This is a genomic window from Defluviitalea phaphyphila (genome assembly GCF_001466305.1).
GTDB classification, from domain to species: Bacteria; Bacillota; Clostridia; order Lachnospirales; family Defluviitaleaceae; genus Defluviitalea_A; species Defluviitalea_A phaphyphila.
This window is the reverse complement of the sequence record NZ_JWID01000006.1, coordinates 17,244-35,037: the sequence shown is the minus strand read 5'-3', so window position 1 is coordinate 35,037 and position 17,794 is coordinate 17,244. Positions and strand designations below refer to the sequence as shown.

At 33.9% G+C, this 17,794-nt stretch carries 17 protein-coding genes; all 17 read left to right on the top strand.

The window, feature by feature from the left end; genetic code table 11:
• Window positions 1-206: 206 nt before the first annotated feature.
• The 17 genes from rpoB (at window position 207) to rpmC (ending at window position 17,791) form a co-directional block, all read left to right on the top strand.
• A complete protein-coding gene (gene rpoB / locus OM90_RS05875; RefSeq protein ID WP_058485973.1) occupies window positions 207-4,058 on the top strand; it encodes a DNA-directed RNA polymerase subunit beta in 3,852 nt (1,283 codons plus the stop codon).
• Between the two features lie 25 nt (window positions 4,059-4,083).
• Window positions 4,084-7,614: a DNA-directed RNA polymerase subunit beta' gene (gene rpoC, locus OM90_RS05870; protein WP_058485972.1), complete on the top strand. Its 3,531-nt coding sequence runs from the start codon at window positions 4,084-4,086 to the stop codon at window positions 7,612-7,614.
• Window positions 7,615-7,746: 132 nt separating this feature from the next.
• Window positions 7,747-7,986: a ribosomal L7Ae/L30e/S12e/Gadd45 family protein gene (locus tag OM90_RS05865; protein ID WP_058485971.1), complete on the top strand. Its 240-nt coding sequence runs from the start codon at window positions 7,747-7,749 to the stop codon at window positions 7,984-7,986.
• Window positions 7,987-8,003: 17 nt separating this feature from the next.
• Complete coding sequence (gene rpsL, locus OM90_RS05860) at window positions 8,004-8,417, top strand: 30S ribosomal protein S12 (RefSeq protein WP_058485970.1); 414 nt, start codon at window positions 8,004-8,006, stop codon at window positions 8,415-8,417.
• A 141-nt stretch (window positions 8,418-8,558) separates the two neighbouring features.
• Window positions 8,559-9,029: a 30S ribosomal protein S7 gene (rpsG, locus tag OM90_RS05855; protein ID WP_058485969.1), complete on the top strand. Its 471-nt coding sequence runs from the start codon at window positions 8,559-8,561 to the stop codon at window positions 9,027-9,029.
• 139 nt (window positions 9,030-9,168) lie between these two features.
• Window positions 9,169-11,262: an elongation factor G gene (gene fusA, locus OM90_RS05850; RefSeq protein WP_084757980.1), complete on the top strand. Its 2,094-nt coding sequence runs from the start codon at window positions 9,169-9,171 to the stop codon at window positions 11,260-11,262.
• Between the two features lie 73 nt (window positions 11,263-11,335).
• Window positions 11,336-12,529, top strand: coding sequence for an elongation factor Tu (gene tuf / locus OM90_RS05845; RefSeq protein ID WP_058485968.1), 1,194 nt, complete (start codon window positions 11,336-11,338; stop codon window positions 12,527-12,529).
• A 350-nt stretch (window positions 12,530-12,879) separates the two neighbouring features.
• A complete protein-coding gene (rpsJ, locus tag OM90_RS05840; RefSeq protein ID WP_058485967.1) occupies window positions 12,880-13,191 on the top strand; it encodes a 30S ribosomal protein S10 in 312 nt (103 codons plus the stop codon).
• A 106-nt stretch (window positions 13,192-13,297) separates the two neighbouring features.
• On the top strand, window positions 13,298-13,927 hold the full coding sequence (gene rplC / locus OM90_RS05835; protein WP_058485966.1) for a 50S ribosomal protein L3: 630 nt from the start codon (window positions 13,298-13,300) through the stop codon (window positions 13,925-13,927).
• A gap of 29 nt (window positions 13,928-13,956) precedes the next feature.
• Complete coding sequence (gene rplD / locus OM90_RS05830) at window positions 13,957-14,577, top strand: 50S ribosomal protein L4 (RefSeq protein WP_058485965.1); 621 nt, start codon at window positions 13,957-13,959, stop codon at window positions 14,575-14,577.
• A complete protein-coding gene (gene rplW, locus OM90_RS05825; RefSeq protein WP_058485964.1) occupies window positions 14,577-14,876 on the top strand; it encodes a 50S ribosomal protein L23 in 300 nt (99 codons plus the stop codon). Before rplD ends, rplW begins: the two co-directional genes overlap by 1 nt.
• A gap of 58 nt (window positions 14,877-14,934) precedes the next feature.
• A complete protein-coding gene (gene rplB / locus OM90_RS05820) occupies window positions 14,935-15,768 on the top strand; it encodes a 50S ribosomal protein L2 (RefSeq protein WP_058485963.1) in 834 nt (277 codons plus the stop codon).
• A gap of 24 nt (window positions 15,769-15,792) precedes the next feature.
• Window positions 15,793-16,077 carry a 30S ribosomal protein S19 gene (rpsS, locus tag OM90_RS05815; protein WP_058485962.1) on the top strand — a complete coding sequence of 95 codons (285 nt, stop codon included), beginning with the start codon at window positions 15,793-15,795 and terminating at the stop codon, window positions 16,075-16,077.
• Between the two features lie 23 nt (window positions 16,078-16,100).
• Window positions 16,101-16,487 (top strand): 50S ribosomal protein L22, encoded by a 387-nt coding sequence (rplV, locus tag OM90_RS05810; RefSeq protein ID WP_058485961.1) that lies wholly within the window; start codon window positions 16,101-16,103, stop codon window positions 16,485-16,487.
• 11 nt (window positions 16,488-16,498) lie between these two features.
• On the top strand, window positions 16,499-17,158 hold the full coding sequence (gene rpsC / locus OM90_RS05805) for a 30S ribosomal protein S3 (protein WP_058485960.1): 660 nt from the start codon (window positions 16,499-16,501) through the stop codon (window positions 17,156-17,158).
• The gene (gene rplP / locus OM90_RS05800; protein WP_058485959.1) at window positions 17,158-17,598 is read left to right on the top strand and encodes a 50S ribosomal protein L16; all 441 of its coding nucleotides are present in this window, start codon (window positions 17,158-17,160) and stop codon (window positions 17,596-17,598) included. The genes rpsC and rplP overlap by 1 nt, the downstream gene beginning before the upstream one ends.
• A complete protein-coding gene (gene rpmC / locus OM90_RS05795; protein WP_058485958.1) occupies window positions 17,588-17,791 on the top strand; it encodes a 50S ribosomal protein L29 in 204 nt (67 codons plus the stop codon). Before rplP ends, rpmC begins: the two co-directional genes overlap by 11 nt.
• The last annotated feature ends 3 nt before the right edge of the window (window positions 17,792-17,794 follow it).

Genomic DNA, 17,794 nt, shown 5'->3' with positions numbered 1-17,794 from the left:
TAATATTTTAAAATGCGTCAATATGTATATGAGAGAAATTTTATTTTTATTTATTATAACATATTCACATAGAATTGACAATATGCATTGTAGATTTTATTATTTTCTACTTAAATATTTGGAATTTTTAAACATTAAGTTTTGTTCACAAAATGCAATAATATATTGCATTTATTAGTATAAAAATTCAAGGGGTGAGAGTATACATGGAGAAAAATAGAATTCATCCTGTATCAGTCGGGAAGGGAGTTCGAATGAGCTATGCCAGGATGGATGAAGTTCTGGAAATGCCAAATTTAATTGAAGTACAAAAAAACTCTTACAAATGGTTTTTGGATGAAGGGTTAAAAGAAGTTTTTCAAGATATCTCCCCTATCACAGATTACAGTGGTAATCTTGTGCTGGAATTTATCGATTTTTCTTTAGATAGTAAAACAAAATATTCAATTGAAGAATGTAAAGAAAGAGATGCAACATACGCAACAGCTCTTAAGGTAAAAGTTCGTTTGCATAATAAAGAAACGGAAGAAATAAAAGAACAGGAAATTTTCATGGGAGATTTCCCTTTGATGACAGAAAATGGGACTTTTATTATAAATGGAGCAGAAAGGGTTATAGTAAGCCAATTAGTTCGTTCACCAGGAATTTATTATGGAATAGATCATGATAAAGTTGGGAAAAAACTTTTTTCTTCAACAGTTATTCCAAATAGAGGAGCTTGGTTAGAGTACGAAACAGATTCTAATGATATTTTTTATGTTAGAGTAGACCGTACAAGAAAAGTTCCTGTTACAGTTTTAATTCGTGCTCTGGGGATAGGTACTGACGAACAAATAAAACAGTTATTTGGCGAAGAACCAAAGATATTAGCTACAATAGAAAAAGATAGCACTAAATCCCATGAAGAAGGATTAATAGAAATTTATAAAAGGATTCGACCAGGAGAACCACCAACAGTAGAAAGTGCAAAATCCTTATTAAATAATATGTTCTTTGATCCTAAAAGATATGACTTAGCTAAAGTAGGTCGATATAAATTTAATAAAAAATTAGCTTTTAGAAATAGAATTCGTAATGCTATTTTAGCAGAGACAGTTATTGACCCTAGTACTGGAGAAATTATAGCAGAAGAGGGAACAAAAATTACATCAGAATTAGCAGAAGCTATACAAGATACAGGGATTGAATCAGTAATTGTTAGAAGTAAAGAAGCGGATAGAGAAATTAAGGTTCTTAGTAATTTAGCCGTTAATATAGAAAGTCATTTAGATATTAACCCTGAAGAGCTAGGGATAAAAGAAAAAGTATATTATCCTGTATTAAAAGAATTAATTGAAACTTATGATGATGAAGAAGAATTAAAAAATGCTATAAAAGAAAATAAACATAGATTAATTCCAAAGCATATTACTCTTGAAGATATTATGGCATCTATTAATTATAATATTCATTTAGAATATGAAATAGGACATACAGATGATATAGACCATTTAGGGAATAGGCGAATCCGTGCAGTGGGAGAATTGTTTCAAAATCAATTCCGCATAGGTTTGTCTAGGATGGAAAGAGTAATAAGAGAACGTATGACAATTCAAGATATGGAAGATGTTACTCCACAAAATCTTATTAATATTAGACCAGTTTCAGCGGCTATAAAAGAATTCTTTGGTAGTTCACAGTTATCCCAGTTTATGGACCAAACCAATCCATTAGCAGAATTAACTCATAAAAGAAGATTATCAGCTCTAGGGCCTGGAGGTCTTTCAAGGGAAAGAGCAGGTTTTGAAGTTCGTGATGTACATTATTCTCATTATAGTAGAATGTGTCCTATAGAAACTCCTGAAGGACCTAATATAGGTCTTATTAACTCTTTAGCTACCTATGCTAGAATAAATGAATATGGATTTATTGAAGCTCCTTATCGTGTTGTGGATCATTCAAATGGTAAGGCTATAGTTACAGATAAAGTTGTTTATCTAACTGCAGATGAGGAAGAGAATTACACAGTAGCTGAAGCTAATCAACCTCTTAATGAAGATGGTTCATTTAAAAATAAAAAGGTAACAGGTAGACATAAAAAAGAAATTATAGAGGTAGATGCAAGTGAGATTGACTTAATGGATGTATCTCCAAAACAATTAGTTTCTGTAGCGACAGCTATGATACCTTTCTTAGAAAATGATGATGCTAACCGTGCTCTTATGGGTTCTAACATGCAACGTCAGGCAGTACCCCTTTTAACAACTGAAGCTCCTATTATTGGTACAGGGATGGAATATAAAGCAGCTAGAGATTCAGGAGTTGTTGTCATTGCAAAAGAAGGCGGAATAGTAGAAAGAGTTTCAGCAACAGAAATTGTTATTAGAACAGATAAAGGAGAACGTCATACTTACAAACTCTTAAAGTTTTTAAGAAGCAACCAAGGAACCTGTATTAATCAAAAAGCCATTGTAAGTAAAGGACAAAGAGTAGAAGCAGGTGAAGTGATAGCAGATGGGCCATCTACTGAACAAGGAGAAATTGCATTAGGGAAAAACCCATTAATAGGATTTATGACTTGGGAAGGATACAACTATGAAGATGCAATACTTCTTAGTGAAAGATTAGTTCAAGAAGATGTCTATACTTCAATTCATATTGAAGAATATGAGGCAGAAGCAAGGGATACAAAGTTAGGGCCTGAGGAAATCACAAGAGATATTCCTAATGTTGGAGAAGATGCTCTTAAAGATTTAGATGAACGTGGTATAATTAGAATAGGTGCCGAAGTTCGTTCAGGAGATATATTAGTTGGTAAAGTGACACCTAAAGGAGAAACAGAATTAACTGCAGAAGAAAGATTACTTCGTGCTATTTTTGGAGAAAAGGCAAGAGAAGTAAGAGATACCTCCCTTAGAGTACCCCATGGAGAATCAGGGATTATTGTAGATGTGAAAATATTTACTAGAGAAAATGGTGATGAATTAGCTCCAGGAGTAAATAAATTAGTACGTTGTTATATTGCTCAGAAAAGAAAAATTTCTGTTGGAGATAAAATGGCAGGACGTCACGGAAACAAAGGGGTAATTTCTCGAATTCTTCCAGTAGAAGACATGCCTTTCTTACCTAATGGTCGTCCTTTAGATATAGTTCTTAATCCTTTAGGAGTACCATCTCGAATGAATATTGGGCAGGTGTTAGAAGTCCATTTAGGACTTGCCGCTAAAGTTTTAGGGTGGAAAATTGCTACTCCAGTATTTGACGGAGCTAATGAAATAGACATTATGGATACCTTAGAACTTGCTAATGACTATGTTAATACAGAATGGGAAGAGTTTGTTAAAAAATGGAAAGATAAGTTACATCCAGAAGTATTTAAATATTTAGATGAAAATAAGGAACATCGAGAAGAGTGGAGAGGAGTTCCTATTTCAAGGGATGGTAAAATTCGTTTAAGAGATGGTAGAACAGGAGAAGAATTTGATAATCCTGTTACAGTAGGATACATGCATTATTTAAAACTTGCTCACTTAGTTGATGATAAAATTCATGCTCGTTCTACAGGTCCTTATGCTACTATTACTCAGCAACCTTTAGGTGGTAAAGCACAATTTGGAGGACAACGTTTTGGAGAGATGGAAGTATGGGCTTTAGAGGCATATGGAGCAGCATATACTCTTCAAGAAATTTTAACTATTAAATCAGATGATGTAGTAGGACGTGTAAAAACTTATGAGGCAATTGTAAAAGGGGAGAATATTCCAGAGCCTGGAGTACCAGAATCTTTTAAAGTTCTTTTAAAAGAATTACAATCTCTTGCATTAGATGTAAAAGTCCTTACAGAAGACCAAACAGAAGTAGAAATTAAAGAGTCAGTAGATGATACTGATGAGCTTAATGTTAATATAGAAGGAATAGAAGATGATATGGATGAAGATGATAATATCAATCAAAATGACGAAAATTATGAAGATGATGACGAAAATATCATAGGGTTACATGAAGAATTATTCGATACATCAGAAGATGAAGACGATATGTTTGATTTTCTTTCTGATAAAGAAGATATTGATTTTTAAACGGAATAGGAAAGGGGAATAATCCATGCCTATATCAAACAATAATATGGATCAATCCGTTTTGTTTGATGCAATAAAAATATCTCTAGCTTCTCCTGATAAAATAAGGGAATGGTCTAGGGGTGAAGTTAAAAAACCAGAGACAATTAACTATCGTACTTTAAAACCAGAAAAAGATGGTCTGTTTTGTGAAAGAATTTTTGGACCTAGTAAAGACTGGGAATGTCACTGTGGAAAATATAAACGTATTCGTTACAAGGGAGTTATATGTGACCGTTGTGGAGTTGAGGTAACAAAATCTAAAGTAAGAAGAGAAAGAATGGGGCACATAGAATTAGCTGCTCCAGTATCTCATATTTGGTATTTTAAAGGGATTCCAAGCCGAATGGGACTTATTTTAGATATGTCTCCTAGAGCTTTGGAAAAAGTATTATATTTTGCATCTTATATTGTATTAGATGCAGGAGATACAGGTCTCCAATACAAACAATTATTGACAGAAAAAGAATACAGAGATGCTGTTGAAAAATATGGGAATAATTTCCGTGTTGGAATGGGAGCGGAAGCTATCAAAGAATTGTTAATGGCTATTGACCTTGAAAAAGAATCAAATGAATTAAAGAAAGCTTTAAAAGAAACAACAGGGCAGAAAAAAGTTCGTATTATAAAAAGGTTAGAAGTTGTAGAAGCATTTAGATTATCAGGGAATAGACCTGAATGGATGATTCTTGATGTTATTCCTGTACTCCCCCCCGACCTTAGACCTATGATTCAATTAGATGGAGGAAGATTTGCAACTTCTGATTTAAATGACTTATATAGAAGGGTTATAAATAGAAATAATCGTTTAAAAAGATTGTTAGACTTAGGAGCTCCTGATATTATAGTTCGAAATGAAAAAAGGATGTTACAAGAAGCAGTAGATGCTTTGATTGATAATGGAAGAAGAGGACGTCCTGTAACAGGACCGGGAAATAGACCATTAAAATCCCTTTCCGATATGTTAAAAGGAAAGCAAGGACGTTTCCGTCAAAACTTACTTGGGAAAAGAGTTGACTATTCTGGACGTTCTGTAATCGTAGTAGGCCCTAACTTAAAAATTTATCAATGTGGACTTCCAAAAGAAATGGCTATAGAGCTTTTTAAACCATTTGTAATGAAAAAACTTGTAGAAAAAGATTTAGCTCATAATATTAAATCTGCAAAACGTATGGTAGAAAGACTTCAACCAGAGGTATGGGATGTATTAGAAGAAGTAATTAAAGAACATCCTGTTATGCTAAATCGTGCTCCCACATTACACAGATTAGGAATTCAAGCTTTTGAACCAGTATTAGTAGAAGGTAGGGCTATTAAACTTCATCCATTAGTATGTACTGCATATAATGCAGACTTTGATGGAGACCAGATGGCGGTGCATGTTCCTTTATCTGTTGAAGCTCAGGCAGAATGTAGATTTTTACTTCTTTCTCCTAATAATTTATTAAAGCCTTCAGATGGGGCCCCAGTAACAGTACCTTCTCAAGATATGGTTTTAGGAACATATTATTTAACCCTTGAAAAAGAGGGAGAATTAGGAGAAGGAAAAGTTTTTAAAGATGAAAATGAAGCATTACTTGCTTATGATAATAAAGTTGTTTCTTTGCATGCTAAAATAAAAGTTAGAAGAACCATGGAGATAGATGGAAAAGTGGAATCAGCTATAGTAGAAACTACTGTTGGGCGTATTATATTTAATGAAGCAATTCCACAGGATATAGGATTTGTTGATAGAACTAAAAAAGAAAATAAATTTAAATTTGAAATAGACTTTTTAGTAGATAAAAAATTATTAGGAAAGATTATTAATCGTTGTATTAATAAACATGGTGCTACTAAAACAGCAATGGTTTTAGATAAAATAAAAGAATTAGGATTTAAATTCTCTACTATCGGAGCTATAACAGTATCTGTTTCCGATATGGAAATACCAAAAGAAAAACCAAAATACTTAAAAGAAGCAGAAGAAACGGTTGATCGTATTACTAAATTATATAAAAGAGGATTAATGACTTATGAAGAAAGATATCAAAAAGTTATAGATGCATGGAATAAAGCTAATGATAAAATTACAGAAGCATTGCTTCGTAATTTAGGAAAATATAATAATATTTATATGATGGCACATTCAGGAGCCCGTGGTTCTACTAATCAGATTAAACAATTAGCAGGTATGAGAGGACTTATGGCGAGTGCTACAGGTAAGATTATAGAACTTCCAATTAGAGCTAATTTCCGTGAAGGGTTATCTGTTTTAGAATACTTTATATCTGCTAATGGTGCTAGAAAAGGATTGGCAGATACAGCTCTTCGTACTGCAGATTCAGGTTATCTTACAAGACGACTTGTTGATGTTTCACAAGATCTTATTATTCGTGAGGCAGATTGTGTGCATGAAGGTGAAGAAGTTCCAGGAATGTGGGTTAGTGCATTTAAAGATGGAGATGAAGTTATAGAATCTTTACAAGATAGAATTCGTGGAAGATGGGCAGTAGAGGATATTATTCATCCTGAAACTGGTGAAGTAATAGTAAAAGCAGATACCATGATTAAACCAGATCAAGCAGAAGCTATAGAAAAAGCAGGAATTAAAAAAGTTCATATAAGAACAGTTTTAACTTGCAGATCAAAAATAGGAGTATGCTCAAAATGCTATGGTGCTAATATGGCATCAGGACGTCCAGTTAGAGTAGGAGAATCTGTTGGAATTATTGCAGCACAATCCATTGGAGAACCAGGAACACAGCTTACAATGCGTACATTCCATACAGGAGGAATTGCAGGAGACGACATTACTCAAGGTCTTCCTCGTGTTGAAGAATTATTTGAAGCAAGAAAACCAAAAGGTTTAGCTATCATTGCAGAATTTGGAGGAGTAGTAAGGATTAACAATACTAAAAAGAAAAGAGAAATAATTATAACTAATAATGAAACAGGAGATTCTAAATCTTATCTTGTTCCTTATGGTTCCAGAATAAAAGTACATGATGGAGATATAGTTGAAGCAGGGGATGAACTAACAGAAGGAAGCGTTAATCCTCATGATATCTTGAAGATAAAAGGACTTAGAGGAGTTCAAGATTATATGCTCCAAGAAGTACAAAGAGTATATCGACTTCAAGGGGTTGATATTAACGATAAACATATCGAAGTTATTGTTCGTCAAATGCTTAAAAAAGTAAAAATAGAAGAACCTGGAGACACAAACTTCCTTCCAGGAAGTTTAGTAGATAGACTAGAGTACGAAGAAGTTAATAAGAAAATGAGAGAACAGGGATTAAAAGAAGCTGAAGGAAAACAAGTACTTTTAGGTATTACAAAAGCTTCATTAGCAACAGATTCTTTCTTATCTGCAGCATCATTCCAAGAAACGACAAGAGTATTAACAGAAGCAGCTATTAAAGGGAAAACAGATCCATTAATTGGGCTTAAGGAAAATGTAATAATTGGTAAACTGATTCCAGCAGGAACAGGAATGCAAAGATATCGTAATATAGAATTAGAAACAGTTGAATAAATTATAGGATGCCAAAAAAAGGCGTCCTAACAGTTAGAAAATACAACATTACCTTGACAATTTTTTAAGTAAGTGATAAAATTCATCAGTGTGTATTTTAAACATAAAAATGAACCTGAAAGGGGGATTTATGTGCACAGATTAAAAACACATAAAAAAGTAGTAGGAGCAAAGCAAACAGCTAGAGCTTTAGAGAAAAATGAAGCAGAAACTGTTTACGTTGCTAAAGATGCAGACGAGCGCGTAGTGCGCAGAGTTCTGGAAATTGCTAAAGAGCAAAATGTACCAATTGTAATGGTAGAAACCATGAAGCAATTAGGAGAAGCATGCAATGTAGAAGTGAACACTGCAACAGCAGCACTAATTAAATAAGTAAGGAGGTGTAAGGTATGCCTACATTTAATCAATTAGTTCGCAAAGGAAGAAAAACTGTTGAGAAAAAGTCAACAGCACCTGCTCTTCAAAAGGGATTTAACTCTTTAAAGAAGAGACCAACTAACGTTTCTTCTCCACAAAAAAGAGGGGTTTGTACAGCTGTTAAAACAGCAACTCCTAAAAAACCAAATTCAGCTCTTCGTAAAATTGCAAGGGTTCGTTTAACAAATGGTATTGAAGTAACAGCATATATTCCAGGAGAAGGACATAATCTTCAAGAACACAGTGTTGTTCTAATAAGAGGTGGAAGGGTAAAAGATCTTCCAGGTACAAGATATCACATTATTCGCGGTACATTAGATACAGCTGGGGTTGCTAATAGACAACAAGCTCGTTCTAAATATGGTGCTAAAAAAGCAAAAAAATAAGTAAGACATTGAGTGCTCAGATAAATACAGATATAACTCTGCCACAAGCGGTATAATATAGATGTAGGAAACTTGAGCATGTAACGTACATTTTGTACGAGTACCGATGATGTAATTTAATTTATTAAGGAGGGAAGAATCGTGCCACGTAAAGGACATATTTCTAAAAGAGAAGTATTACCTGATCCAATGTACAATAGTAAAGTAGTTACAAAACTAATTAACAATGTGATGTTGGATGGTAAAAAAGGTATTGCTCAAAAAATAGTGTATAATGCTTTTCAAATAGTTGCTGAAAAATCAGGTAAAGATCCTTTAGAAGCTTTTGAAGAAGCTCTAAATAATATTATGCCTGTTTTGGAAGTAAAAGCTCGCCGTGTAGGAGGAGCTACTTATCAAGTGCCTGTAGAAGTAAGACCAGATAGAAGACAAACATTAGGACTTCGTTGGTTAGTTAATTATGCTAGACAACGTGGGGAAAGAACAATGATGGAACGTCTTGCCGGAGAAATTTTAGATGCTATGAATAATACAGGTGGAGCAGTTAAAAAGAAAGAAGATACTCATAAAATGGCAGAAGCTAATAAAGCCTTTGCGCATTATAGATGGTAATGATATACTTTTGTATATCATTGCTTTGTATATGAATTTAGCTTACTTGTATTTGCATAAAAGAACAGAAAAAGCAAAAACTATCGTAGTAAATAGGTAGTAAATAAAAAGATTAGATATCACCAAAGGAGGAGTAACTTTGGCAGGAAGAGAATTCCCGCTTGAGAAAACCAGAAATATTGGTATTATGGCTCATATTGATGCGGGGAAAACAACATTAACAGAACGTATTTTATTCTATACCGGACGTACTCATAAGATTGGGGAAACCCATGAAGGTGCTGCTACTATGGACTGGATGGAACAAGAACAAGAAAGAGGGATTACAATTACCTCCGCAGCAACAACTTGTCAATGGCTTAATCATAGAATAAATATCATCGATACACCTGGACACGTGGACTTTACTGTTGAAGTAGAACGTTCTCTTCGTGTACTAGATGGTTCCGTTGGAGTGTTTTGCGCAAAAGGTGGAGTTGAACCTCAATCTGAAACAGTATGGCGTCAGGCTGATAAATACAATGTGCCAAGAATGGCCTTTGTAAATAAAATGGATATTATGGGAGCAGATTTTTATAATGCTGTAGCCATGATGAAAGAAAGACTTAATGCTAATGCTGTTCCTATTCAATTACCAATAGGTAAAGAAGAAAATTTTGTAGGAATTATTGACTTAATGAAAATGAAGGCATTTATTTATAAAGATGACTTAGGAAAAGAAATACTAGAAGAAGAAATTCCAGAAGATATGAAAGAGCAAGCAGAAGAATACAGGATGGCTATGGTAGAAGCTATTGCTGAAACAGATGAAGAATTAATGATGGCTTATCTTGAAGGAGAAGAATTAACGGAAGAACAGTTAAAGAAAGCTCTTAGAAAAGCAACAATAAATGTACAAATTATTCCTGTATTATGTGGTTCTGCTTATAAAAATAAGGGTGTTCAAAAATTATTAGATGCTATTGTTGAGTATCTTCCAGCACCAACGGATATTCCTTCTATTAAGGGAGTAATTCCAGGTACTGAGGAAGAAATAGAAAGACATTCTTCAGATGAAGAACCATTTTCAGCTTTAGCATTTAAAATTATGAGTGATCCTTATGTTGGAAAACTTGCTTTCTTTAGAGTATACTCTGGAACAATGAGTTCAGGTTCCTATGTACTTAACTCTACTAAAAATAAGAAAGAAAGAATAGGTCGTATCTTACAGATGCATGCTAATCATAGACAGGAAATTGACAAAGTATATGCTGGAGATATAGCAGCAGCTGTTGGATTAAAAGTAACAACAACAGGAGATACTCTTTGTGATGAACAAAATCCTGTAATATTAGAATCCATGGTATTCCCAGAACCAGTTATTTCCGTTGCAGTTGAACCAAAAACAAAAGCTGGTCAAGAAAAAATGGGAATTGCTCTTTCAAAACTTGCAGAAGAAGATCCAACATTTAGAACTTATACAGACAAAGAAACAGGTCAAACAATTATTTCAGGTATGGGAGAACTTCACCTAGAAATCATTGTAGACCGTTTGCTTCGTGAATTTAAAGTAGAAGCTAATGTAGGTGAACCACAGGTTGCTTACAAAGAAACCATTCAAGCAGCTGCAGATGTAGAAGGAAAATTTGTTAGACAATCTGGTGGACGTGGACAATATGGACACTGTAAAGTTAAATTTGAACCTATGGATCCTAATGAAGAAAAAACTTATGAATTTGTTAATAAGATTGTTGGAGGAGTTATTCCTAAAGAATATATTCCAGCAGTTGATAGTGGTATTCAAGAAGCAATGCAAAGTGGTATTTTAGGTGGATATCCAGTTCTTGGTGTTAGAGCTACATTATATGATGGTTCTTACCACGAAGTTGACTCATCTGAAATGGCATTTAAAATTGCAGGATCAATGGCATTCAAAGAAGCAATGAAAAAAGGAAATCCAGTTCTTCTTGAACCTATTGAAAAGGTAGATGTAACAGTTCCTGAAGAATATATGGGAGATATCATAGGAGATCTTAATTCTCGTCGTGGTAGAATAGAAGGAATGGAACCAAGAAATGGAGTTCAAGTTATTCATGCTTTTGTTCCATTAGCTGAGATGTTTGGATATGCAACAGATCTTCGTTCAAAAACTCAAGGACGTGGAACATATTCTATGGAATTCCATCATTATGAACCAGTACCAAAAAGCATTCAAGAAAAAGTTGTTGCTGGTAGAGCAAAAGCTTCTGAATAATGCTTGAAATATATACAAACTTCAAATATAATAAAAGTTGAATGTAAAGGTAAATAAAAGGAGGAAAATTAAAATGTCAAAAGCTAAATTTGAAAGAACAAAGCCACATGTTAACATTGGTACAATTGGACACGTTGACCATGGGAAAACAACATTAACAGCAGCAATTACAAAAACACTTCATGCTAGATATGGATTTGGAGAAGCTGTAGCTTTCGAAAATATCGATAAAGCTCCAGAAGAAAGAGAACGTGGAATTACTATTTCCACAGCACACGTTGAATATGAAACACCAAATCGTCACTATGCACACGTTGACTGCCCAGGACATGCTGACTATGTTAAAAACATGATCACAGGAGCAGCTCAAATGGATGGTGCAATTATCGTTGTTGCTGCAACAGATGGTCCTATGGCTCAAACAAGAGAACATATTCTTCTTGCTCGTCAGGTAGGAGTTCCTTACATCGTTGTATTTATGAACAAATGTGATATGGTAGACGATGAAGAATTACTTGATTTAGTTGAAATGGAAATTCGTGAATTATTAAGTGAATATGACTTCCCAGGAGATGATATTCCTGTAATTAGAGGATCTGCTCTTAAAGCATTAGAAGATCCAAATAGTGAATGGGGAGACAAAATCATCGAATTATTTGAAGCTATTGATGAATATATCCCAGCTCCAGAACGTGATATTGACAAACCATTCCTTATGCCTGTAGAAGATGTATTCTCTATTACAGGACGTGGAACAGTTGCTACTGGTAGAGTAGAACGTGGAGTACTTAAAGTACAAGACGAAGTAGAAATTGTAGGACTTGTTGATGAACCAAGGAAAGTAGTTGTAACAGGAGTAGAAATGTTCCGTAAATTATTAGACCAAGCACAAGCTGGGGATAATATTGGAGCACTTCTTCGTGGAGTACAAAGAGATGAAGTTGAAAGAGGACAAGTTTTAGCTCAACCAGGTTCTATTACACCACATACAACTTTCAAAGCTCAAGTTTATGTTCTTAAGAAAGAAGAAGGTGGACGTCATACACCATTCTTTTCAAGCTACAGACCACAATTTTATTTTAGAACAACAGACGTTACAGGCGTTATAACTCTTCCAGAAGGAGTAGAAATGTGTATGCCTGGAGATAACATAGAAATGACAATTGAACTTATTGCACCAGTTGCTATGGAAAAAGGACTTCGTTTTGCTATTCGTGAAGGTGGTAGAACAGTTGGTGCAGGTTCTGTTGTAGAAATCATTAAATAATACAACATAAAAAGTCACATCCTAAAAAGATGTGACTTTTATTTTCAGTTGGATAAAATTACCTTGAAAAAATCAAGAAGAAATTTAAAAAAACCTTGCAATAAGGGTTATTTTATTGTATACTCATAAATGTTGTGACATTGAGAGTGATGAAGTGAAAGGTTGCCACACAGTGGGAGAATTTTCACGGAGCGAATGTCCAGTTCAAGAAACGGGGCGACAAGGTCACTGTACTATATCGACGGAATGCATTTATGATGCAGTTGTGTATTATTAGATACACCCGGGTGAGTGTGCAGTCGCCACTTGTCGTACTAAATAAAGAGTGCGAAAAGGAGGGGACTTTTTTTATGGCAAATCAAAAAATTAGGATTAGTTTAAAGGCATATGACCACAAATTAATCGATCAATCAGCTGAAAAGATAATTTCAACTGCTAAAAAAACTGGAGCTAAAGTAAGTGGACCTATTCCATTGCCAACTAAAAAAGAAATTATCACAATTTTAAGAGCGGTTCATAAATACAAAGATTCCAGGGAACAATTTGAAATGAGAATTCATAAAAGATTGATTGATATTGTGGTTCCAACGCCTAAAACTGTAGACGCATTAATGCGTTTAGATTTACCAGCTGGTGTGGATATAAAAGTAGATGTAAAGTAATTTTAGATGAAATAGATTCAGTATTCTAATATGTTTACGAATGATAATTCATCTAGAATGATTGTACAGTATTGCAATCCGCTGTAGATTAATAGGAGGTGTAAAAATGAAAAAAGCTATTTTAGGTACTAAAATAGGAATGACTCAGATTTTTGATGAAGATGGGAAACAAATTCCTGTAACAGTTTTACAAGCAGGACCATGTGTTGTAATCCAAAAGAAAACAGTAGAGAATGACGGATATAATGCAATTCAAGTAGGTTTTATTGATGCTAAAGAAAAACATGTTAATAAACCATTAAAAGGTCATTTTGAAAAAGCTGGAGTATCTCCAAAAAGAAAAATAAAAGAATTTAGATTAGAAGATATCAGTGCTTATGAAGTAGGAAGCGAAATAAAAGTAGATATCTTTGCTCCTGGAGATAAAGTGGATGTAACAGGTATTTCTAAAGGAAAAGGATATCAAGGTGCTATTAAAAGACATGGTCAACATAGAGGACCTATGGGACATGGTTCTAAATATCATAGAGCGGCTGGTTCTATGGGTGGAAGTTCTTTCCCTTCAAAAGTATTTAAAGGTAAAAAATTACCAGGTCACATGGGAGCTGAAAAGGTAACTATTCAAAATTTAGAAGTAGTACGTGTAGATGTAGAGAAAAATTTACTCCTTATTAAAGGAGCAGTTCCAGGACCTAAAAAATCAGTAGTATTTATAAAAGATAGTGTTAAGGCGTAATTGATATTTGAGGAAAGGAGGAGTTTATTATGGCTAAGGTTGCTGTATATAATATGCAAGGACAGCAAGTTGAAGAAATTGAATTAAATGATGCAATATTTGGAGTAGAAGTAAATGAACATGTACTTCATTCTGCAGTAGTACAGTATTTAGCAAATCAAAGACAAGGAACACAAAGTGCTAAAACACGTGCAGAAGTGCGTGGAGGCGGAAGAAAACCTTGGAGACAAAAAGGAACAGGAAGAGCAAGACAAGGTTCTATCCGTGCACCACAATGGACAGGTGGTGGAGTTGTATTTGCTCCAAAACCAAGAGATTATTCATTTAAATTAAATAAAAAAGTAAAGAGATTAGCGTTTAAATCTGCTTTATCTAGTAAAGTAAATGAAAATAAATTAATCGTTTTAGATGAATTAAAATTAGATGAAATTAAAACTAAAAAAATGAAAGAAGTTTTAGATAACTTAAAAGTTAATAAAGCGTTAATTGTAACAGGAGAAGATGATAGAAATATAGTTTTATCAGCAAGGAATCTTCCAAATGTAAAAACTACTCCTGTAAATTCAATGAATGTATATGATATTTTAAAATATGATTCATTCATTGTAAGCAAAGATGTACTTAAAAATATTGAGGAGGTGTATGCATAATGGCAGATTTAAAATACTATGATGTTATTTTAAAACCAGTTATTACTGAAAAAAGCATGAATCAAATGGCAGAAAAAAAATACACCTTCCTTGTACATCCTGATGCAACAAAAACACAAATTAAAGAAGCAGTAGAAAAAATGTTTGAAGGTGTTAAAGTAGATAAAGTAAACACATTAAATCAAAAAGGAAAAACTAAAAGAAGAGGAATGAATGTAGGAAGAACTGCAAAAACAAAAAAGGCGATAGTTAAATTAACAGCTGAAAGTAAGGATATTGACTTTTTTGAAGGAATGTAGTTTAATTAAGGGATGAAACGCAAGGGTACGTGTAAGAAAGTTGAAAGGAGTGAAGACGATGGGTATCAAAAAATATAAACCATATACCCCTTCAAGAAGACATATGACTTCGTCTACTTTTGAAGAGATTACAAAGACTACTCCAGAAAAATCATTAGTAGTTTCTTTGAAAAAACATGCAGGTAGAAATAACCAAGGGAAAATTACAGTTCGCCATCGTGGAGGAGGAGTTAGAACTAAATATAGAATCATAGATTTTAAAAGAAATAAAGATGGAATTCCAGCAAAAGTAGTTTCTATTGAATATGACCCAAATAGAACAGCAAATATTGCTCTTTTACATTATGCTGATGGAGAAAAAAGATATATTATAGCTCCTAATGGATTAAAAGTAGGAGATAAATTAATGAGTGGAGAAAATGCAGAAATTCGTGTAGGAAATTCACTTCCTATGAAGAATATTCCTGTAGGTGCAACCATTCATAATATAGAAATGAAACCAGGAAAAGGAGCACAACTTGTTCGTTCTGCAGGGGCAGTAGCTCAATTAATGGCTAAAGAAGGGAAATATGCTACAGTTAAACTACCTTCTGGAGAAACAAGATTACTTCCAATTGAATGTAGAGCTACAATAGGACAAGTGGGAAATATAGATCATGAGCTTATCAATATAGGTAAAGCTGGTAGAAAACGTCACATGGGTATTCGTCCAACAGTGCGTGGTTCTGTTATGAACCCTAATGACCATCCTCATGGTGGAGGAGAAGGTAAAGCACCTATTGGTCGTCCAGGACCATCTACTCCTTGGGGTAAACCAGCACTTGGATTAAAAACAAGAAAGAAAAATAAAACTTCAGATAAATATATTATTAGAAGAAGAGGTCAGAAGTAATTTTAGATTGGAAGGAGGATTATTATGGCTCGATCCCTTAAAAAAGGACCTTTTGCAGATGAACATCTATTAAAAGCAATTGAGGCAATGAATAAAAGTGGTGAGAAAAAAGTTATAAAAACTTGGTCACGTCGTTCAACAATTTTTCCACAAATGATTGGTCATACAATTGCTGTACATGATGGAAGAAAACATGTTCCTGTGTACATTACAGAAGATATGGTTGGTCATAAATTAGGAGAATTTGCGTTAACAAGAACTTATAGAGGACATGGAAAAGACGCAGAAAAGAAATCGAAAGTAAGATAGTTTGATGGAAGGAGGGTCGCTTCATGGCTAAAGGACATAGAAGTCAAATCAAAAGAGAAAGAAATTCAAATAAGGATACAAGACCTAAGGCACATGTAAGATATGCAAGAGTATCTGCATCTAAAGCAAAAATTGTTCTTGATATTATAAAAGGAAAACCAGTAGGAGAAGCACTTGCAATTCTTGCTTATACTCCAAGAAAAGCGGCAAGAATTATTGAAAAAGCATTAAAATCAGCTATGGCAAATGCAGAGAACAATCAAGGATTGGATGTTTCAAAGTTATATGTAGAAGAAGCTTATGCAAACAAAGGACCAACAATGAAAAGAATTCGTCCAAGAGCACAAGGAAGAGCATATAGAATAGAAAAGAAAACCAGTCATATTTCGATTATACTCAATGAGAGATAAGGAGGTAAGATATGGGACAAAAAGTTAATCCCCATGGTTTAAGAGTCGGTATTAATAAAGACTGGAGCGGGAAATGGTACGCTCCAAAGAAAGATTTTGCTGATTTATTAATTGAAGATACTAAGCTTAGAAAATATATTAAAAATAAATTATATGAAGCAGGAATTTCTAATATTGAAATAGAAAGAGCAGCAGAAAGAGTAAAAATACACATTCATACTTCTAAACCAGGTATGGTAATAGGTAAAGGTGGAGCAGCTATAGAAGAGCTTCGCAAGGAACTTCAAAAAATGACAACAAATAAAGTTATGATTAATATAGTAGAAGTTAAAAAGCCAGAAATAGATGCACAACTTGTTGCAGAAAATGTTGCTCTACAATTAGAAAATCGTATTTCTTTTAGAAGAGCTATGAAACAAGCTATGGGAAGAGCAATGAAAGCAGGAGCAAAAGGAATTAAAATAGCTTGTTCAGGACGATTAGGAGGAGCAGAAATAGCTCGTACAGAACATTATCATGAGGGAACAATTCCTCTACAAACATTAAGAGCAGATATTGATTATGGTTTTGCAGAAGCGAATACAACTTATGGTAAGATTGGTGTAAAAGTATGGATCTATAAAGGTGAAATTCTTCCTCAGAAAGCTAAAAAGGAAGGGAGCGATGAATAATGTTAATGCCTAAAAGAGTAAAGCACCGTAAACAATTTCGCGGTCGTATGAAAGGTAAAGCTACTCGTGGTAATAAGATTACTTACGGTGAATATGGACTTGTAGCAGAAGAACCAAGCTGGATTACTTCTAATCAAATAGAAGCAGCTCGTATTGCTATGACAAGATATATAAAACGTGGTGGAAAAGTTTGGATTAAAATATTCCCTGACAAGCCAATCACACAAAAACCTGCAGAAACTCGTATGGGAAAAGGAAAAGGTTCTCCAGAGTATTGGGTAGCAGTTGTTAAACCAGGTAGAGTAATGTTTGAACTTGCAGGAGTACCAGAAGAAACAGCAAGAGAAGCTTTACGTCTTGCAATGCACAAATTGCCAATCAAATGTAAAATTGTATCACGTGCAGAACAAGAAATGGACGGTGATAGTAATGAAGCGTAATGCATATTTAGAAGAATTAAGAAATAAGACATATGAAGAGTTGAAAAATGAGCTAGTTTCTGCAAAAAAAGAATTATTTAATTTAAGATTTCAAAATGCTACAAATCAATTAAGTAATACAGCTAGAATTAGAGAAGTAAGAAAAAATATTGCAAGAATTCAAACAATCATTACACAAAAAGCAAATAGTTAATGA